Origin of the sequence: Bariatricus sp. HCP28S3_A7 (assembly GCF_052066375.1) — a bacterium.
Lineage (GTDB): Bacteria > Bacillota > Clostridia > Lachnospirales > Lachnospiraceae > Allocoprococcus.
The window spans coordinates 1-19,469 of sequence record NZ_JBQHSG010000014.1 but is presented as its reverse complement, the minus strand read 5'-3'; the positions used below and the strand labels follow the sequence as shown (position 1 = coordinate 19,469).

At 43.6% G+C, this 19,469-nt stretch carries 18 protein-coding genes, 2 pseudogenes and 1 other annotated feature; of the genes and pseudogenes, 1 reads left to right on the top strand and 19 read right to left on the bottom strand.

Going from position 1 to position 19,469, the window contains the following annotated elements:
• Positions 1 to 109 precede the first annotated feature (109 nt).
• The 11 genes from rpoC to ppk1 all read right to left on the bottom strand — a co-directional run bounded on the left by rpoC (position 110) and on the right by ppk1 (position 14,720).
• Complete coding sequence (gene rpoC, locus ACTNA4_RS10470) at positions 110 to 3,817, bottom strand: DNA-directed RNA polymerase subunit beta' (RefSeq protein ID WP_427806088.1); 3,708 nt, start codon at positions 3,815 to 3,817, stop codon at positions 110 to 112.
• A 13-nt stretch (positions 3,818 to 3,830) separates the two neighbouring features.
• Complete coding sequence (gene rpoB / locus ACTNA4_RS10465; RefSeq protein WP_427820026.1) at positions 3,831 to 7,694, bottom strand: DNA-directed RNA polymerase subunit beta; 3,864 nt, start codon at positions 7,692 to 7,694, stop codon at positions 3,831 to 3,833.
• Positions 7,695 to 8,026: 332 nt separating this feature from the next.
• A complete protein-coding gene (gene rplL / locus ACTNA4_RS10460; RefSeq protein WP_427806090.1) occupies positions 8,027 to 8,404 on the bottom strand; it encodes a 50S ribosomal protein L7/L12 in 378 nt (125 codons plus the stop codon).
• A 35-nt stretch (positions 8,405 to 8,439) separates the two neighbouring features.
• Complete coding sequence (rplJ, locus tag ACTNA4_RS10455) at positions 8,440 to 8,952, bottom strand: 50S ribosomal protein L10 (protein ID WP_441029937.1); 513 nt, start codon at positions 8,950 to 8,952, stop codon at positions 8,440 to 8,442.
• 29 nt (positions 8,953 to 8,981) lie between these two features.
• Positions 8,982 to 9,124: a sequence feature (ribosomal protein L10 leader region), on the bottom strand.
• A 58-nt stretch (positions 9,125 to 9,182) separates the two neighbouring features.
• Complete coding sequence (locus ACTNA4_RS10450; protein WP_427820027.1) at positions 9,183 to 9,977, bottom strand: Uma2 family endonuclease; 795 nt, start codon at positions 9,975 to 9,977, stop codon at positions 9,183 to 9,185.
• 214 nt (positions 9,978 to 10,191) lie between these two features.
• A complete protein-coding gene (rplA, locus tag ACTNA4_RS10445) occupies positions 10,192 to 10,884 on the bottom strand; it encodes a 50S ribosomal protein L1 (RefSeq protein ID WP_427806093.1) in 693 nt (230 codons plus the stop codon).
• Between the two features lie 92 nt (positions 10,885 to 10,976).
• Positions 10,977 to 11,402 (bottom strand): 50S ribosomal protein L11, encoded by a 426-nt coding sequence (rplK, locus tag ACTNA4_RS10440; RefSeq protein WP_427806094.1) that lies wholly within the window; start codon positions 11,400 to 11,402, stop codon positions 10,977 to 10,979.
• Positions 11,403 to 11,456: 54 nt separating this feature from the next.
• Positions 11,457 to 11,972: a transcription termination/antitermination protein NusG gene (gene nusG, locus ACTNA4_RS10435; RefSeq protein WP_427806095.1), complete on the bottom strand. Its 516-nt coding sequence runs from the start codon at positions 11,970 to 11,972 to the stop codon at positions 11,457 to 11,459.
• A 35-nt stretch (positions 11,973 to 12,007) separates the two neighbouring features.
• Positions 12,008 to 12,205, bottom strand: coding sequence for a preprotein translocase subunit SecE (gene secE, locus ACTNA4_RS10430; RefSeq protein WP_427806096.1), 198 nt, complete (start codon positions 12,203 to 12,205; stop codon positions 12,008 to 12,010).
• 22 nt (positions 12,206 to 12,227) lie between these two features.
• Positions 12,228 to 12,377: a 50S ribosomal protein L33 gene (gene rpmG, locus ACTNA4_RS10425; protein WP_081445272.1), complete on the bottom strand. Its 150-nt coding sequence runs from the start codon at positions 12,375 to 12,377 to the stop codon at positions 12,228 to 12,230.
• A gap of 261 nt (positions 12,378 to 12,638) precedes the next feature.
• Positions 12,639 to 14,720, bottom strand: a complete 2,082-nt coding sequence (ppk1, locus tag ACTNA4_RS10420; RefSeq protein ID WP_441029935.1) for a polyphosphate kinase 1 — start codon at positions 14,718 to 14,720, stop codon at positions 12,639 to 12,641.
• 315 nt (positions 14,721 to 15,035) lie between these two features.
• On the opposite strand from ppk1, the gene ACTNA4_RS10415 reads away from it, so the two are divergent.
• Positions 15,036 to 15,980: a hypothetical protein gene (locus tag ACTNA4_RS10415; RefSeq protein WP_441029934.1), complete on the top strand. Its 945-nt coding sequence runs from the start codon at positions 15,036 to 15,038 to the stop codon at positions 15,978 to 15,980.
• A 59-nt stretch (positions 15,981 to 16,039) separates the two neighbouring features.
• Here the strand turns inward: ACTNA4_RS10415 and ACTNA4_RS10410 are convergent, their stop codons facing one another.
• From ACTNA4_RS10410 to ACTNA4_RS10375, 8 genes and pseudogenes are all read right to left on the bottom strand, one after another.
• A complete protein-coding gene (locus ACTNA4_RS10410) occupies positions 16,040 to 16,426 on the bottom strand; it encodes a DegV family protein (RefSeq protein WP_441029932.1) in 387 nt (128 codons plus the stop codon).
• A gap of 203 nt (positions 16,427 to 16,629) precedes the next feature.
• Positions 16,630 to 17,415 carry a Uma2 family endonuclease gene (locus ACTNA4_RS10405; RefSeq protein ID WP_441029930.1) on the bottom strand — a complete coding sequence of 262 codons (786 nt, stop codon included), beginning with the start codon at positions 17,413 to 17,415 and terminating at the stop codon, positions 16,630 to 16,632.
• Between the two features lie 198 nt (positions 17,416 to 17,613).
• A pseudogene (locus ACTNA4_RS10400) lies at positions 17,614 to 17,816 on the bottom strand (AAA family ATPase); the annotation flags it as partial.
• 84 nt (positions 17,817 to 17,900) lie between these two features.
• Positions 17,901 to 18,170: a helix-turn-helix transcriptional regulator gene (locus ACTNA4_RS10395; RefSeq protein WP_441017540.1), complete on the bottom strand. Its 270-nt coding sequence runs from the start codon at positions 18,168 to 18,170 to the stop codon at positions 17,901 to 17,903.
• A complete protein-coding gene (locus tag ACTNA4_RS10390; protein WP_441025127.1) occupies positions 18,101 to 18,358 on the bottom strand; it encodes a hypothetical protein in 258 nt (85 codons plus the stop codon). The genes ACTNA4_RS10395 and ACTNA4_RS10390 overlap by 70 nt, the downstream gene beginning before the upstream one ends.
• A 30-nt stretch (positions 18,359 to 18,388) precedes the next feature.
• Positions 18,389 to 18,907: a prepilin peptidase gene (locus ACTNA4_RS10385; RefSeq protein ID WP_427820033.1), complete on the bottom strand. Its 519-nt coding sequence runs from the start codon at positions 18,905 to 18,907 to the stop codon at positions 18,389 to 18,391.
• The gene (locus ACTNA4_RS10380) at positions 18,888 to 19,199 is read right to left on the bottom strand and encodes a hypothetical protein (RefSeq protein WP_441025123.1); all 312 of its coding nucleotides are present in this window, start codon (positions 19,197 to 19,199) and stop codon (positions 18,888 to 18,890) included. The genes ACTNA4_RS10385 and ACTNA4_RS10380 overlap by 20 nt, the downstream gene beginning before the upstream one ends.
• Before the next feature lie 35 nt (positions 19,200 to 19,234).
• Positions 19,235 to 19,469 (bottom strand): annotated as a pseudogene (locus ACTNA4_RS10375) (hypothetical protein); the annotation flags it as partial.

Sequence of the window (19,469 nt, the reverse complement as noted above, 5' to 3'; positions counted from 1 at the left end):
TAAAATGAAATCTATAAGAATGTATAATAAATTCATAAACCCGAAAATAATAACAGGGCATAGTATTTTCACATACTATCCCCTGTCAATTTTACATGAAATAATGAGCCTATTCTTCTGTTATTTCAGCAAATTCGGTCTCTGTATCCGCAGTTTCTTCGACATTAGCAGCATCATTTTCTGCATTTAGTTCTGGTGCTTCAACCATTTCGCCTTCTTCCGCATCATCAAAATCATCGAGAACAATTTCATCTTCCATCGCCAGTTCTGTGTTCAAGCGAACATCCCGATATTTCTTCATACCGGTTCCTGCCGGAATAAGCTTACCGATAAGAACATTTTCCTTAAGGCCGATCAAATGATCCACCTTACCCTTAATAGCAGCTTCCGTCAGAACTTTCGTTGTCTCCTGGAAGGACGCAGCAGACAAGAAGGACTCGGTAGCAAGCGATGCCTTAGTAATACCAAGCATGATCTGTTCACCGGTTGCCGGTTCTTTGCCCTCTGCCTCCAGCTTTTCATTCACGTCGTTGAATTCAAGTACGTCGACCATCGTACCCGGGAGGAACTCTGTATCGCCCTTTTCTTCTACTCGAATCTTCTTAAGCATCTGACGCACGATAACCTCGATATGCTTATCATTGATTTCTACACCCTGCAGACGATATACTCTCTGTACTTCCTGGAGCATATAATCCTGTGCTGCACGAAGTCCTTTAATCTTCAGCAGATCATGCGGATTGATACTACCTTCTGTCAGCTCGTCACCGGCTTCAAGAACAGCACCATCCATAATCTTAATTCGTGAACCATACGGAATCAAATAAGCTTTCGACTCACCCGTCTCCTGATTCGTCACAATAATCTCACGTTTCTTCTTTGTATCGTTGATTGTTGCAACACCACCAAATTCTGTAATGATCGCAAGTCCTTTCGGTTTTCTTGCCTCAAAAAGCTCTTCGACACGAGGAAGACCCTGCGTGATATCATCACCGGCCACACCACCGGTATGGAAGGTACGCATGGTAAGCTGGGTACCTGGCTCTCCGATTGACTGAGCCGCAATGATACCGACAGCCTCACCAACCTGTACCGGTTCTCCGGTTGCCATGTTGGCTCCATAACATTTTGCGCAGATTCCGATATGTGATTTACAGGTCAGAATCGTACGGATCTTCACCTTTTTAAGTGGAGAATTTCCATTTTCATCCACACCGTATTTCATAATCTTCTCTGCACGTTTTGGAGTGATCATATGATTTGCTTTTACAAGCACATTTCCATCTTTATCACAAATCGTATAGCAGGAATAACGTCCTGTAATACGTTCCTGAAGACTTTCAATCTCTTCATTTCCATCCATGAATGCATGCACATACATACCTGGAATCTCTGCACCTTTTTCTACGCAGTCCACTTCACGGATAATCAGTTCCTGTGAAACATCAACAAGACGTCTGGTCAAATATCCAGAGTCCGCTGTACGAAGAGCGGTATCTGACAGACCTTTACGCGCTCCATGCGCAGACATGAAGTACTCCAATACGTCCAGACCTTCACGGAAGTTTGACTTAATCGGCAACTCGATCGTACGACCGGTTGTATCAGCCATAAGTCCGCGCATACCTGCAAGCTGCTTAATCTGCTTATCTGATCCACGGGCTCCGGAATCGGCCATCATGAAGATATTATTATATTTATCCAGTCCGGAAAGCAGTGCCTCTGTAAGTTCATCATCCGTTGCTTTCCATGTCTCAACAACTTCTTTATAACGTTCTTCTTCTGTAATAAGACCACGTTTGAAGTTCTTTGTAATCTTATCTACTGTATCCTGTGCTCTCTGAATCAATTCCGGTTTCTGCGGCGGCACCGTCATATCGGAAATGGATACAGTCATCGCTGCTCTTGTAGAGAATTTGTAACCGATTGCTTTTACACTGTCAAGCACTTCAGCAGTCTTTGAAGCTCCGTGTGTATTAATAACTTTTTCAAGGATCTTTTTGAGCTGTTTTTTGCCGACATGGAAATCCACTTCAAGAAGCAGTTCATTTCCCTCTACTTCACGATCAACAAAGCCCAGATCCTGCGGAATAATCTCATTGAAAATAAATCTTCCCAATGTTGATTCAACTGTTCCTGTTTTCTCAGTTCCATCCGGAAGAGTCTTGGTAACACGAACTTTAATTTTGGAATGAAGTGTAACTACTCCATTCTCATATGCAAGAATCGCTTCGTTAATGCTCTTAAATGCTTTTCCTTCTCCTAATGCTCCCGGTCTTTCCTGCGTCAGATAATAAATACCAAGGACCATATCCTGTGAAGGAACGGCCACCGGACCACCATCAGACGGTTTCAGCAGGTTATTCGGAGAAAGAAGGAGGAAACGGCACTCTGCCTGAGCTTCTACGGACAGCGGCAGATGGACAGCCATCTGGTCTCCGTCGAAATCGGCATTAAATGCTGTACAAACAAGCGGATGAAGCTTGATTGCTTTACCTTCTACAAGAATCGGTTCAAACGCCTGAATACCAAGTCTGTGCAGCGTGGGGGCACGGTTCAGCATAACCGGGTGTTCCTTGATTACATCTTCCAGTACATCCCACACCTCTGTCTGAAGGCGTTCTACCATCTTTTTCGCATTTTTAATATTATGTGCGGTTCCGTTTGCAACCAGTTCTTTCATTACAAATGGTTTGAAGAGCTCAATTGCCATTTCTTTCGGAAGACCACACTGGTAAATCTTAAGTTCCGGTCCTACTACGATAACGGAACGTCCTGAATAGTCAACACGTTTTCCCAGAAGGTTCTGACGGAAACGTCCTGATTTACCTTTCAGCATATCGGAAAGAGACTTCAGCGCACGGTTACCAGGTCCGGTTACCGGACGTCCGCGGCGTCCGTTGTCGATCAGAGCATCGACTGCTTCCTGAAGCATTCTCTTTTCGTTTCTTACAATAATGTCCGGAGCTCCCAGTTCAAGGAGTCTCTTAAGACGGTTATTTCTGTTGATAATTCTGCGGTACAGGTCATTCAGATCTGATGTTGCAAAACGACCTCCGTCAAGCTGAACCATCGGACGCAGATCCGGCGGAATAACCGGGATTACAGTCATTACCATCCACTCCGGTCTGTTACCGGATTCACGAAATGCCTCAACCACTTCGAGACGTTTTACAATTCTTGCACGCTTCTGTCCGGTTGCACCTTCCAGTCCTGACTGAAGTTCTGCATATTCTTTGTCCAAATCGATTGCTTCCAGTAATTCTTTAATAGATTCCGCACCCATACCGACACGGAACTTATTGCCCCATGTTTCTCTCGCTTCCTGATACTCAGCTTCAGAAAGAACCTGCTTGTACTGAAGATCTGTCTCTCCTTTATCCAGCACGATATAAGAAGCAAAATACAGAACCTTCTCCAGTGTTCTCGGGGACAGATCCAGGATCAGTCCCATCCGGCTCGGAATCCCCTTGAAATACCAGATATGGGAAACCGGGGCAGCAAGTGCAATGTGCCCCATACGTTCACGACGCACACTTGACTTGGTTACCTCAACCCCACAGCGGTCACAGACAACACCTTTGTAGCGGATTTTTTTATATTTTCCACAGTGACATTCCCAGTCTTTGCTCGGTCCGAAAATTCTCTCACAGTACAGACCATCCTTTTCCGGTTTTAAAGTTCTGTAGTTGATGGTTTCCGGTTTTGTCACTTCACCGTGTGACCATTCCAGAATCTTCTCCGGAGATGCCAGACCAATTTTAATTGCATCGAATGTCATCTGCTGAGATGTTACTTCGTTTTTATTTTCTGTCATTTCGGCATCCTCCCTATTCTAAGTCCATATCGTCAAAATCTTCAAATTCTTCCTCAAAGTCTTCTTCAAAGTCAGCGTCATCCGGCTCTTCATCAATGTCCACAAGCTCACCATCTTCAAATTCCTGTGTGCTGTATCCATGTTTTCCGAAATCCTCGTCATTGCGGTAACGTCTGTCTCCTTCAATGATGTGGTTCAGATTTGTATCGCCATAATCTACGCTTTCCATAATCTCAACTTCTGTATTGTCATCACGCAGTACTCGTACGTCAAGGCCAAGAGACTGCAGCTCCTTCAGAAGTACTTTAAAGGATTCCGGAATACCCGGTTCAGGAATATTCTCACCTTTTATGATTGCTTCATAAGTCTTCACACGTCCTACAACGTCATCAGATTTTACTGTCAGGATTTCCTGCAGAGTGTAGGAAGCTCCGTACGCCTCAAGAGCCCAAACCTCCATTTCTCCGAAACGCTGTCCACCAAACTGCGCTTTACCACCAAGTGGCTGCTGGGTTACCAGTGAGTAAGGACCGGTTGAACGCGCATGGATCTTATCATCAACCAAATGATGCAGTTTCAGATAATGCATGTGTCCGATCGTTACCGGGCTGTCAAAGAATTCACCGGTACGTCCGTCACGAAGACGAACTTTACCGTCTCTTGACAGCGGAACCCCCTTCCATAGTTCTCTGTGGTCTCTATTCTCATACAGATATTCCATAACCTCCGGAAGCAGCTCTTCTTTATGTCTTGCTTCAAACTCTTCCCAGCTCAAGTTTACATAATCATTCGCCAGGTCAAGCGTATCCATAATATCAACCTCATTGGCGCCATCGAAGACCGGTGTAGAAATATTGAATCCAAGAGCTTTCGCAGCCAAAGACAGATGAATCTCAAGCACCTGTCCGATATTCATACGTGACGGCACACCCAGAGGGTTAAGCACGATATCAAGCGGACGTCCGTTCGGCAGGAACGGCATATCTTCTACAGGGAGCACACGGGAAACAACACCCTTGTTACCATGACGTCCGGCCATCTTATCACCGACAGAAATCTTTCTCTTCTGAGCGATATAAATACGAACTGCCTGATTTACTCCCGGTGAGAGTTCATCTCCATTTTCTCTTGTAAATACTTTTGCATCCACAACGATACCGTATTCGCCATGCGGTACTTTCAAAGAAGTATCTCTTACTTCACGGGCTTTTTCACCAAAGATTGCCCGAAGCAGTCTCTCTTCTGCCGTCAGCTCTGTTTCACCCTTCGGTGTCACTTTACCGACGAGGATGTCCCCGGCACGAACTTCCGCACCGATACGGATAATACCTCTTTCATCCAGATCTTTCAGCGCATCGTCACCGACACCCGGAATATCACGTGTAATTTCTTCCGGCCCAAGCTTGGTGTCACGGGCTTCTGCTTCATACTCTTCAATATGCACAGAAGTGTATACATCATCCTGTACCAGTCTTTCACTTAACAGAACAGCATCCTCGTAGTTATAACCTTCCCAGGTCATGAAGCCGATCAGCGGGTTCTTACCAAGCGCCATCTCACCATTTGATGTAGACGGGCCGTCTGCAATAACCTGTCCTGCCTCTACCCGTTCTCCCTTGACAACAATCGTTCTCTGATTATAACAGTTACTCTGGTTACTGCGGAGGAATTTGGTCAATTTATACGTTTTCCTGGTCTTATCATCCTGCTTAATTACGATTTCTGTTGCAGTTGCGCGTTCTACCACACCGCCCTGTTCTGCCACAATGCAGACTCCCGAGTCAACGGCTGATTTTACTTCCATACCAGTTCCGACAACCGGTGCTTCGGTCATCAAAAGCGGTACCGCCTGACGCTGCATGTTGGATCCCATCAGCGCACGGTTGGCATCGTCATTTTCCAGGAAAGGAATCAATGCTGTAGCTACAGAGAATACCATCTTCGGAGAAACGTCCATATAGTCAAACATTCTTCTCTCATATTCCTGAGTCTCTTCACGGTAACGACCAGATACATTCTTATGAATGAAATGTCCTTCTTCATCCAGTGGCTCATTCGCCTGTGCTACATGATAATTATCTTCTTCATCTGCTGTCATATAGACAACATCATCTGTTACTACCGGGTTCATCGGATCGCTCTTGTCGATCTTACGATACGGAGCCTCCACGAAACCGTATTCATTAATTCTCGCATAACATGCCAGAGAGTTGATAAGCCCAATGTTCGGTCCTTCAGGTGTCTCAATCGGGCACATTCTTCCATAGTGAGAATAGTGTACATCTCGAACCTCGAATCCGGCACGGTCACGAGACAGACCACCTGGGCCAAGGGCAGACAGACGTCTCTTATGAGTCAGCTCACCCAGCGGGTTATTCTGATCCATAAACTGTGACAACTGAGATGAACCAAAGAATTCTTTCACAGCTGCCGTAACCGGTTTAATATTGATCAAAGACTGCGGGGATACCCCTTCCAGATCCTGTGTTGTCATTCTTTCACGAACAACTCTTTCCAATCTGGACAGACCAATTCTGTACTGATTCTGAAGCAGTTCACCGACCGCACGAATACGTCTATTGCCAAGATGATCAATATCATCATCATTTCCAAGACCATATTCCAAATGCATATTATAATTGATGGATGCGAAAATATCTTCTTTTGTAATGTGCTTCGGAATCAGCTCATGGATATTCTTGCGAATCGCATCTTTCAATTCATCGATATCGCCTGCTGTCTCTTCCAGAAGTTCAGCGAGAACCGGATAGTACACCAGCTCCGTCACGCCCACTTCCTTAGGGTCAATGTCAACAATGCTCTGCAGATTTACCATCATATTAGAAAGAACTTTGATATTGCGTTCTCCCTCTTCTCTTGCAATCCATACATATGGGACTGCCGCGTTCTGAATTGTATCTGCAAGTTCTCTGTCAACTTCCGTTCCTTTTTCCGCGATCACCTCTCCTGTCAGAGGGCTTACAACATCTTCTGCCAGAACTCGTCCGTTAATACGATTACGGAGCAGAAGCTTCTTATTAAATTTATAACGTCCAACTTTAGCAAGATCATAACGTCTTGCATCAAAGAACATACTTGTGATCAGGCTTTCAGCACTGTCCACAGCAAGAGGTTCACCCGGACGAATCTTCTTGTATAATTCAAGAAGACCTTCCTGATAGTTTTCCGCTGTATCTTTGCTAAAACTTGCCAGAATCTTCGGTTCCTCACCAAAGAGTTCCAAAATCTCCGCATTCGTACCAACACCCAGGGCTCGAATCAACACTGTGATCGGCACTTTTCTGGTTCTGTCAACACGCACATAGAAAACGTCATTCGAATCCGTCTCATATTCAAGCCATGCGCCGCGGTTCGGAATTACCGTACAAGAAAATAATTCTTTACCGATTTTGTCATGTGCAATTCCATAATAAATGCCAGGAGAACGTACCAACTGGCTTACAATAACACGTTCTGCTCCGTTAATTACGAAAGTACCCGTCTTCGTCATTAACGGCAGATCTCCCATAAAGATCTCATGTTCGTTAATCTCATCCGTTTCCTTATTATGAAGCCTTACACGCACTTTCAGCGGTGCCGCATAAGTCGCGTCACGCTCTTTACATTCTTCGATTGAGTACTTTACCTCGTCTTCACATAATGTAAAATCCACCAGTTCCAGACTCAGATGTCCACTGTAATCTGTAATCGGAGAAATATCATCAAATACTTCTTTTAATCCTTCGTCTAAGAACCACTGATAGGAGTCCTTTTGAACTTCGATTAAGTTCGGCATTTGGAGTACTTCTTTTTGTCTGGAATAGCTCATACGCATACTTTTTCCGGTTGTGATGGGACGAATTCTGTTTTTCTCCATTGACGTTTCACTCCTTATATAATAAATTTTCGGGTTAATTCCGCCTAACACTCACACAGATTTTTAAACAAGTGGACAGTTTTTGCCGTCCACGACTTCAATCTGTGGCTCAACTATCTCCCTTTTATCGGAAACAGTCGATTTTAGGGCGCAATTATAGCATAAATTTCCACAATAGCGCATTTTTTACTATATCATAGAGTCTGCTGGCTTGTCAAGGATTTTTTTGTGATTTGGAATATTTTTTAAATGATTTCAAGAAACAAAAATGGTACTTCTGTCTAGAAAAAACGGGGAAGATCTCTCTCCCCCGCTTTGGAATACTCTTAAAATTACTTAAGGGCAACTTCTGCGCCTTCAGCTTCAAGTTTTGCTTTGATTTCTTCAGCTTCTGCCTTAGATACTGCTTCTTTCACTACCTTCGGTGCTCCGTCAACTAATTCTTTAGCTTCTTTTAATCCAAGTCCTGTGATTTCACGAACAACTTTGATTACTTTAACTTTAGAAGAACCAGCTGCTACTAATTCTACGTTGAATTCATCTTTTTCTTCTTCCTGAGCTGCTCCGTCTCCAGCTGCTGCTGCAACTACAACACCTGCTGCTGCAGATACACCAAATTCTTCTTCACATGCTTTAACTAATTCATTTAATTCTAATACAGATAATTCTTTGATAGCTTCAATAAATTCTGCTGTTGTTAATTTTGCCATTTTATTTTCCTCCATTTGATATTTTTATAATACTCTTATTCTTCTGCTGCGGCTTCTGCCGGAGCTCCATTCTGCTCTGCGATCTGATTAAGCACACGAGCAAGATTGGTAATCGGTGACTGTAAGCTTCCAAGTAACTTGGACAGTAATTCTTCTCTTGATGGAACCTTAGATAACTCTGCAACTCCGTTAGCGTCATATACTGTGCCTTCAACCACACCTGCTTTAACTTCAAGAGCCTGAGCTGTCTTTGCAAACTTGCAAATAATTCTTGCCGGTGCTGTTGCATCGTCTTTAGAAATTGCAATAGCGCTCGGTCCTTCCAGATATTCGTCTAACTGTGCGAAATCTGTTCCTTCAAAAGCTCTCTTCATCATTGTGTTTTTGCAGACTTTGTAAACAATACCAGCTTCTCTTAACTGCTTACGAAGTTCTGTATCTTCTGCTACAGTTAATCCGCGGTAGTCAACCAGCACGATTGACTGTGCATCAGTGATATCATCTACGATTGCCTGAACGATAGGTTGTTTTAATTCAACTTTTGCCACGAATGGTGCACCTCCTTGTATTATTTATGAGCTGCCTAGAAAAAGCTCCCTGTCCGCAGACTGGAAGCTTCTATAAATTCAAACTTTTATCGAATTCGTTTCTTCCTCGGTAGGCGTTTTCATCCTTATGCCTTGCGGCACCTACTGTCTCTGGCAGTTACGCTATATATAATAACAGGTGTTCTCCTGTTCGTCAAGTACTTTTTGGATTTTTTCGTAATTTTTTCAGCTTACCACAGTATATCAAACTCAGAAAAATCAATTTCCGCACCAGCCCATATTCTCATCGGAACTTTATCCTCAAAGTCATAATGCATTACTTCAAACTCCGTGTCGCTTCCTTGAAGCCAATATGTAGAGATATCCTTCTTCTCCGGATCGATGATCCAGTATTCGCGTACTCCTGCCTTCCAATATTTATTAAGCTTGATCATATAATCCCGCTTGCGGCTGGATGGCGATACTACTTCAGCCACAAAATCCGGCGCACCATTAATTCTTCGCCCGTCCGTCAGTTCTTTGTCGCATATCACCACAAGATCAGGCTGAAGCATCGTTTTATTATCTTTACTAAGGCAGACATCTATAGGTGAAAGGATCACTCTGCACTCCCCTTCATTTTTCTTGACATAATCCCTCATATAATAACACAGTTCACCAATTATTTCCTGATGTACAATTGTCGGGGCATCCATATAAATCAGATAACCGTCTATCAGCTCTGCTCTCACTTCTTCCGGAAGCGCATAGTAATCCTCTAATGTATACTCCCCATCCTTTTTCATTGTATCGTAGGCAATGGACTCTTCCCGAATGCAAAGAACAGGTTCCGATTCCGTATGATACCGGAATTCCTTCCGCTGAAGCGCACGATCCAATGCGTCCAGCGTATCAATCTGCGGCGATTTTGTCGCTCCGCTCAAGATCTTATTCACAGTCCCCAGCGATACCCCCGAATAGTCAGCAAGCTGTTTATTCGTAAGACCCAATTGTTTTTTCCGATTCTTAATATCACGTATATCCATTCCCGTTCCTCCTTCCATTCAATCTGCACTTGCCCGCCACGCCTCTTTATATATTATATATTACCATTTATTATAATAATATTCAACTCTTTTTATACAATATTATTATTTTACCATATTATATAATCTGCATCTCTCCAATGCTTCATTGACAAAAAACAGGACGCAGCACTTTGAAATGCTGCGTCCTCGATAGGTATCAATATATCATCAATTAAGCTAACTTCATCGGGTTCAGTTTTACGCCAGGTCCCATTGTAGAAGTAAGAGTTACACTTCTAAGGTACTGTCCTTTTACTGCTGCCGGTTTAGCCTTATTGATTGCATCGATAAGCGTCTGGAAGTTGTCCGCCAACTGTTCTTCTGTGAAGGAAGCTTTTCCAATCGGTACATGGATAATATTTGTCTTGTCCAATCTGTACTCAATCTTACCAGCTTTGATCTCGTTGATTGCTTTTGTAACGTCCATTGTTACGGTACCAGCCTTCGGGTTCGGCATTAAACCTTTTGGTCCAAGTACACGACCAAGACGTCCAACAACACCCATCATATCCGGTGTAGCAACTACAACGTCGAATTCAAACCAGTTTTCATTCTGGATCTTCGGAATCAGTTCTTCTGCTCCTACGTAATCTGCGCCAGCCGCTTTTGCTTCTTCTGCTTTTGCATCTTTTGCAAATACAAGGATACGAACTTTTTTACCTGTTCCGTGTGGAAGAACAACTGCTCCACGAATCTGCTGATCAGCGTGACGTCCGTCACATCCGGTTCTGATATGAGCTTCGATTGTCTCGTCAAATTTTGCTGTCGCACATTTTTTAACTAATGCGATTGCATCTGCTTTATCATAGAGGACTGTTCTGTCAACCTGTTTAGCAGCCTCTACATATTTCTTTCCTCTTTTCATGTTAAATACCTCCTAGTGGTGATTACGGGAATTCCCTCCCACGTGCTTGTTTACAGTTTTCATAGTGTAGTTCTTTCGCCCGTAAATCAGACTTATTCAACTACAGTTACACCCATACTTCTGCAGGTTCCTTCGATCATACTCATAGCACTCTCAACAGTAGCTGCATTTAAATCAGGCATCTTCATCTCTGCGATTTCTTTAACCTGAGCTTTTGTGATCTTAGCAACTTTTGTCTTATTCGGAACGCCTGAACCTGATTTGATATTGCAGGCTTTCTTAATCAGAACTGCTGCCGGCGGTGTCTTTGTAACAAAGCTGAAGCTTCTGTCACTGTAAACAGTGATAACAACCGGAATAATTAAATCTCCCTGGTCTGCTGTTCTTGCGTTGAACTGTTTTGTAAACTCAACGATATTTACACCATGCTGTCCAAGAGCAGGACCAACCGGTGGAGCCGGAGTAGCCTTTCCGGCTGGAATCTGTAATTTGATATAACCTGTAACTTTTTTTGCCATTTTAAAGTACCTCCTTGTGGTATTTGCGGGGATTTCCCTCCCACGTAATGTCTGCTACATTTTCTTGACTTCTGCGAAACTAATTTCTACCGGTGTTTCGCGACCAAATAACTCAACATTGATTGTAAGACTCTGTTTCTGCATATTAATGGACTGAACAGCACCAACCGTTCCTTCCCATGCCCCGGCAATAACAGTAACGGTATCGCCCTCTGCAAAGTCAACGACAACATCCTCTTTCTGGATTCCGAGCGGTGCCATTTCTTCGTCTGTAAGCGGAACCGGTTTGGACCCCGGACCAACGAAACCAGTCACACCTCTGGTATTTCTTACGACATACCATGTATCATCATTCATGATCATATGAATGAGTACATATCCCGGAAAAAGCTTTTTCTGTGATGCCTTCTGCACTCCGTTCTTCAGTTCCACAACCTCATGCATCGGAACACGAACTTCCAGAATCTCTTCTTCCAGATGACGGTTCTCAATCGTCTTGTCAATGTCGGCTTTTACTTTGTTCTCATACCCTGAATAGGTATGAACCACATACCATTTTGCTTCTGCCATAATATCACCTTTCCTGTGTTACCATTATCAGTATCTTATCTTACTAAGAAATCAATTCCGTATTTTACAAGAATATCGGTAATCGCGATAATCGCTCCCAGCAAAACAGAAACAGATACGACTGCCGCTGTCTGTTTGGCAAGTGTGGTTTTGTCTGGCCAGATAATCTTCTTAAACTCTGCTTTTACACCTTTGAAAAACGGTGTCTTGCGGGTTTCTTTAGCATCTCCCATAACATTCACTTCCCTTCAACGACTATTTCGTCTCTTTGTGTAATGTGTGTGATTTGCAGAATCTACAGTATTTCTTTGTCTCCATGCGCTCCGGATGAGATTTCTTATCCTTTGTCATGTTGTAGTTACGATGTTTGCATTCTGTACATTCCAGTGTAATTCTTGTACGCACAACTTCCACCTCGCTTTTATGTTCTAATTTTCAGTTACACGACAGCTTGCGAGGCTGTCTGCAAAATCCCGTCTCCGGAATTCTGCTAAAAATAGGCATAAAAAAAAGACCTATAACTTCCATTCGCTAGGATAGTGTAACATACAGTCCCCGCAAAGTCAAGGTTTTCTTTTTGTTATCCGGCAAATTCTCCTTCCGTCCACAGCTATTAAAAATCCGGCAAAACACATATTTCCCGTGTTTTGCCGGATTATTTACAAACTATCTTCCATTTTCCATATCATATGCTTCCTGATAGAAGAATTCCTGAGAGTTCAGTTTTTCTGCATTTACAGACCGGTCGCAGTATTCTCCTTCTGAATTCTGTTCTTTTCCTTTCTCATCATCCATCATCATCGTGTCAAATATATGACGGATTCTGGTGCGGATATCCTGGTCATAAATCGGAGCAGCCACTTCCACACGGCGAACCGTATTTCTGGTCATAAAGTCGGCAGATGCAATGTAAATCTTCTCCTCATCTCCCCTTCCGAAGCGGTAGATTCTGGAGTGTTCAAGGAAACGCCCGACAACACTGATCACATGAATATTCTCTGTCATGCCTTTCACACCCGGTTTCAGACAGCAGATACCTCTGACGATCAGATCAATTTTCACTCCGGCCTGCGAAGCCTCGATCATCTTATCGATCAGAACCTTATCCGTAAGCGAATTGATCTTCACCCCCACATATCCTGTACTGCCCTGTTTCACCTTCTCAATCTCCGCATCGATCATATCCACTACCTTGTTCTGCAGACATTTCGGCGCGACAAGGAGTTCGTTCGTATGCTCGACCACTTCTCCCTTCTGCAACGCGGTAAATATCTCTGCTGCTTCTGCTCCTATGGACTGTCTTGCCGTGATCAGAGAAAGATCTGTGTAAAGCCTTGATGTTTTTTCATTATAATTTCCGGTTCCGATCTGGGTTATGTAAGCAAATCCCGTTTCCGTTTTGCGTGTGATCAGACACAGTTTGGAATGAACCTTATAGTCTCCCAGTCCATAAAGGATCTGACATCCGGCATCCTCAAGCCTGTGGGACATTTCAATATTATTCGCCTCGTCAAATCTTGCTCTCAGTTCAACCAGAACAACAACTTCCTTGCCATTTTCGGCAGCCTCGATCAACGTGTCAATGATCTTGCTTCGCTCTGCAACACGATAAAGCGTCATTTTAATAGAAACGACCGACTCATCTTCTGCCGCTTCCTGAAGGAGCTGCAGGAACGGCTTCATGCTTTCATACGGATAGGAAAGCAGCACATCCTTCTTCTCGATCTGGCTAAACAGATTTTCTTTCAGGTTCAGCGCCGGGCTGAGTCTCGGACTGCGTTTTTCATAAAACAATTCCGGTTTATCTCGAAGATAGGTCTGGAGCGAGAATACAAAAGACAGATCCAGTGGTGTCTTCACATCGATAATATGATCCGCCCCGATTTTCAGGAAACGGGCAATTTCCTGCTTTGTCTTTTTATTGATACTGCGGCTGAACTCCACTCGCACCGGATTCAGCCTGGTACGACGTTTGATCAACTGTTCCATCATATCTCTGTAGTCAAGATCTTCGTCATATATCTCTGTCGCATCAATATCCGCATTACGCGTCACACGCATGATAGATTTTTCTTTCACAATATATTTTGAATACAATTTGGAAACGAAATGAAGGATCAGTTCTTCTGACAACATAAAGGTTCCCGGTCTTGTAGGGATCTCAATCAGCCGTTTAAATACGCTGTTGGAGCAGGGAACCAGTCCGGTTCTTCTCTTGCCCTTCGGTGTTTCAAGTAAAACAATCGCATACAACTGTTTATTTGCAAGGAACGGAAACGGCTGCTGCTTCCCGATGATCATCGGAGAAAGGAACGGGGCAATATGCGCGTCAAAATACTTCTCCAGAAGTTTTCCTTCTTCCGCGGACAACTTGTTAAAATTAATGATACGGATTCCCTCAGGCTCCAGTTCACCCATAAGCTGCTCATATATTTTTGCCTTCTTCTCTTCAAGCACGTTCACACGTTTGAGAATCTCCTTGACCTGCTCTTTACTATTCATGCCAGTTTTATTCTCTATAATTTCTTCCGAAGACTGCATCTGCATCAGGAGCGTACCGACACGTACCATGAAAAATTCATCCAGATTTGTCTGGAAAATAGACGCAAATGTCATCCTTTCTGCCAAAGGCACTCTTGGATTCCCGGCTTCATTTAACACTCGTTCATTAAACTGAAGCCATGACAATTCTCTGTTTGTCATACACAGGTTTTGATTCTTCTTTTCACTTTGTTTCTTATTCTTCATTCCTTGTTTCCTTCTCTCTTTCGCCATTTTACAAGCATCATTCAATTGCCGCGGATATAGACATGTCTCATCGTTGTTGTTCCTTACAGCTCATTTCTTCCGCTTTAAGTTTAAAAACTCCGACGCTCCGAAGCATGCTTTCCTCATAAGACCATTCGCTTTGCCCCGAAACATGCTTCATGATCCGGTTTAAGCCATAAATCTTCCCGTTCCTTTCTCCGCAAAGTGCCACCCCCTCTTTTATTGACTTAGCTTACCCGGGAGTATATAATCGTAGCAAATACCTTATAACTATTCTAACAGAGAGGGAAAAAAATGGGAACACAAAAACAGAAAAAAGGCCTAAATATCAGCACACGTTCTTCCCTGACCGCAATCGCAGTCATCTTTGTTCTGATGGTACTCACCTACATACTTACATTCCTGATCCCGGGAGGTGAATACGCCAGACTCACAGATGCATCCGGAAATACGGTAATCGATACCGAAGCAGGATTCTCTTATGTAGAAGGCGGAATTCCGTTCTGGAAATGGATCTTTTCCCCACTTCTCGTTCTCAGCTCAGAAGGAAGCGGAGCTTTGATTGCCGTTATCGTCTTCCTCCTGGTGATCGGAGGCGTTTTTAACAGTCTTGAGAAATGTAATCTTATGAAATATATGCTGGACAGAATTACCAGCCGATTCGGTCAGAAACGCTACCAGCTTCTGGCCGTCATCACCTTGTTCTTCATGGCCCTCGGTTCTTTTATCGGGTCCTTCGAAGAATACGTTCCGTTGGTTCCGATCGTCGTTGCGCTGGCCGTCAGCCTGGGATGGGATCCTCTTACCGGTGTCGGCATGAGTCTTCTTGCCGTAGGCTGTGGGTTTGCTGCCGGAGTCTGCAATCCATTTACCGTAGGTGTAGCACAGGAACTTGCCGGACTTCCGATGTTCTCGGGAATCTGGTTCCGCGCCCTTGCATTTGTACTGATCATGAACTTCTTCATTCCATCGGGTTCTGCCAAAGCCTTTCTGCTGATGCCGCTGATCGTTCCGGTTGCACAGGTATTCGGGATCTCTGCCCAGCTCTGCGTTGCGGCATTCGCGTTCGGCGACGGCTTCTCCAATGTATTCTACCCGACAAATCCGGTTCTTCTGATCGGTCTGGGTCTTGCGGATGTAAACTATGGTACCTGGGTGAAATGGAGCTGGAAATTCCAGACTCTGAATCTTGTACTTACAAGCCTGCTCCTGCTCTTTGGGATGGGAATTGGTTACTAATGTTGGATGTATTTCAAAAAACACTGGGGAGAGCGCTATGCGACCTCCCCCTTTTCCTGCTATTTTTCAATATACTGAATCGCCACGCAATGCGGACCGCCCTGCGTCCTGCAGTTGAAGACCGTAATCCGCTCCCGATTTTCTGACATTTCCTTCGCCGCGCACGCACTTTGATATGTACCGGAAAGTCCGTCCGCTATGGTGATATTGATAATGTCTGAATCCTTGTATTTATCAAACATATCCACCACCTCACCAATTGGCGGCTGGGAACTTCTGGGAATCTGTCCCTTACGAATCCTTTCATAAAAATCTTTCATATCCATCTGAAGGTCGCGCCCTTCCAGATCGTCAATATTGACACAAAGAGGCAACGTCTCGACTCCCAATGCATTTGCCTCCTCCACCGTGTGCAGTGTTGAAGAGTCTGTAATAATTTGAACCACATCCAATACCTCGCAACATAGTTTTGATTTCTACTTATTGCAGTTTGCATTATTTACGTGTTGCCACCAAGACATTTCGGCAATTATTCACAATCTTCTCACAGTTATTCAGGCATTTTCCCCAAAATTCTCCAAAAATATAACAGTTCAGCCGCAAGGATGAACCCTCTCTGACAAACGAACCCCGTCACCACCTGCTCGCATTACTCAGGTATGCTTTCTAATACATCTGCAAATCCTGCAAAATCTATCTCTAATTTTTCATCAAAAATCTGAACCGGGATCTTATCCCCGAATGTATAAAGGGACGGCATCGGGTCCTCTTCCAGGTGATACGTCACCACTTTTTTCTTCTGAAGATCAACAATCCAATATTCCCGCACACCGGCATTATCATATTTCACCATCTTTTTGGCAAAATCCATTCTTCTGGTAGAAGGCGACGTAACCTCAATCACCATATCCGGCGCTCCGTAAATACCTTCTTTTACAAGTTTTTCTTTCTTGCACAGTACTACAATATCAGGCTGAACCAGCGTCTTATCATCGCAATCCAGCTGTACATCAAGAGGAGCCGGAAGCACCAAACATTCTCCTTTATTCTCTCGTATAAATAATTCTAATAAAAATGCAATCTTCATCACAAGAATCTGATGTGCAGTGCCTGGCGCTTCCATAAAAATCAATTCCCCATCAATCAGTTCTGCACGCACCTCTTGCGGAAGTGCCCGGTAATCTTCTATCGTATACGGTCCACACCCCTGATATTCCAAAGCCGCCTGCGAATCCCGTATGACAAGATATTCATCCGTATCCTTCTTATCCATAAGAACTTTCTCAAGTGCCATCAGCGTATCGTATCTGGGCGACCTGGTTTCCCCGTTCAAAATCTTATTGATCGTTCCCACCGGTACTCCGGAAAGTCGAGATAGTGCCTCGGTGGTCATACCCCTTTCTTCCTTTTTTCGTTTTAATATATCAGAAATCACTGCCTCTATCTCCTTTAACCGTTTTTTACATTTTAACCGTTTGCGGTTATTTTGTCAAGAGAATAGTGGGAGTCGTGGGGATGGGGAGTTGAAGGGGAGTCAAGGGACCTGTCCCCACGACTCTCAACTAATGAGTTATAATGTACCCATAACAGTGGACACGCGAATTAGTGTAGTACCTGTTTTTCGGACACCCACCCGCCCTGCATAATCAAGTGAGAAAAACTTCTCCAACATACTCATAGTTAACGTTTTTCCAAAGCGCCTCGGACGGGTAATTAGTGTCACATCATCCTTGCTTTCCCACCATTCACGGATAAAATCCGTCTTATCTATATAGAAGCATTTATTCGTTATTATTTTTCAAAATCCTGTATCCCAATTCCTACTGTTCTTGCCATAAATGCCTCCTTTAATAGATTCTATTTTTATTTCTATTTTTAGTATAATGATTTTTCTTTACGATTACAATGATGCTGCGAATTTTATTTCCCACTTTTCCCGCCCGATACCATCTTCTTATATTCCCGCGGGCTCATTCTGATCTCTCTTCGGAAAATCCTCGAGAAATATCCGAAATTATCCATTCCAACGCTTGTCGCCACCTGCGTGACCGACATCTGTGTCGTATTAAAGTACTGAACCGCCGCACGAATTCGGGCGTGATGAATGTAATCGGTCATACTCATCCCGGTCTCTTTGCTGAACTGCCCGGAAAGGAAAGACGCATTTTTGTGAAATTCTTCTGCCAGCACAGCAAGGGACAATATTTGTAGAGCGAAGTGATCTTCGTCGTCCCATTCGCGTCAAGAAAAATCTTCAACTTATCTGAAGTCTTTTTATAAACTCCTGTGGCAAGCGCTTCGAGGAAATCATTCAGATAAATCGCATACAACTCTGCAGATGTAGTCGTAAACTGGCGAAACGCATCTTTGTTCGGCAAAATCTTCCGTTCCATTTCCGAATAAATGAGTCACGGAACCTGTCCCCACAAAACCATCAACATGGTTGCTGCCGCAAGAGCCGGTCCAAATGGAATTACTCCACCCTTTCCCTCACGGCTCTTATAACTTATAAGCAATATAACCAAACCGAAAATACATGCAAAGAACAATGCATACAATGATAAATTCATACCAAGATACAGTCCCATGACAGCAATTAATTTCACATCACCGCCGCCAAGGCTTTCTTTTTTAAAGATTTGCTCAATAAGAATGGAAAGAATAAGTACGCCGCCGCCGTATACTACAGCAGCCAGTAAATGCACAGCAATACCACTCCATCCACCATAATCCTGATATGCAAATGGTATTGCCATGCACCATGCAATTACAGAGATTCCCAGACATTTATCCGGAATCCTGTATCTTTTCAAATCTTCTACTGACAAATATAGCAGACAGAAGAAAAATACCAGATTTCTCAGGTTTAACGCTATTGAATCATATTCCATGAGGCCATGAAAGACACTACTTGGATTTTGAATCATTCTTTTCCTCCTCTTCTTCTGCCCTTTTCTTACGAATCGCTTCCACAGCTTCCCGCACAGCCGCTTCTTCCTCTTCACGAATAATACCTTTTGTAACTTTAACAGAATAGATCAAGTTATAGATCAGTATAAAGAACAAAGGAAGGAGAATAAGCGGTATAAAAATCAAAGGATTGGACAGCAGATGTACTGCAACTCCCAACGGATATGAAATGCAGATAACTTTACCAATCACATCTTCTTCCGAAGTTAAATACGGATCCTCTGTCTGGTTTGCATCTCCTTTTGTCACAAAAATGTGTCTTGCACCATCATTTTGGACCGATGTCACACGATCCCAACAGTTTCCTCTACATTAGCCACATAGCCGCGATATTCTTTCCCTGCTTTCCTTCGGTATGTAGCCTCAGGATCAGTTGGATTTAACAGCATGGTTGAATTGCCGAGGTTATCTTCCTTAGTAATCCAGCGACGTTTTCCCTGTTCGACAATGGACTGCTCTGAAAAACAGCGAATAAAAAGTTCATACTCAGAGACATCTTCGAATCCTGTTTTGGTGATA

Excerpts from the sequence above, each read along its gene's own strand:
- ppk1 (WP_441029935.1), bottom strand. The coding sequence starts at position 14,720 with ATGAAGAATAAGAAACAAAGTGAAAAGAAGAATCAAAACCTGTGTATG.
- rpoB (WP_427820026.1), bottom strand. The coding sequence starts at position 7,694 with ATGGAGAAAAACAGAATTCGTCCCATCACAACCGGAAAAAGTATGCGT.
- secE (WP_427806096.1), bottom strand. The coding sequence starts at position 12,205 with ATGGGAGATGCTAAAGAAACCCGCAAGACACCGTTTTTCAAAGGTGTA.
- nusG (WP_427806095.1), bottom strand. The coding sequence starts at position 11,972 with ATGGCAGAAGCAAAATGGTATGTGGTTCATACCTATTCAGGGTATGAG.
- rplL (WP_427806090.1), bottom strand. The coding sequence starts at position 8,404 with ATGGCAAAATTAACAACAGCAGAATTTATTGAAGCTATCAAAGAATTA.
- ACTNA4_RS10450 (WP_427820027.1), bottom strand. The coding sequence starts at position 9,977 with ATGGATATACGTGATATTAAGAATCGGAAAAAACAATTGGGTCTTACG.
- rplK (WP_427806094.1), bottom strand. The coding sequence starts at position 11,402 with ATGGCAAAAAAAGTTACAGGTTATATCAAATTACAGATTCCAGCCGGA.
- ACTNA4_RS10385 (WP_427820033.1), bottom strand. The coding sequence starts at position 18,907 with ATGATTCAAAATCCAAGTAGTGTCTTTCATGGCCTCATGGAATATGAT.
- rpoC (WP_427806088.1), bottom strand. The coding sequence starts at position 3,817 with ATGACAGAAAATAAAAACGAAGTAACATCTCAGCAGATGACATTCGAT.
- ACTNA4_RS10415 (WP_441029934.1), top strand. The coding sequence starts at position 15,036 with ATGGGAACACAAAAACAGAAAAAAGGCCTAAATATCAGCACACGTTCT.
- rplA (WP_427806093.1), bottom strand. The coding sequence starts at position 10,884 with ATGAAAAGAGGAAAGAAATATGTAGAGGCTGCTAAACAGGTTGACAGA.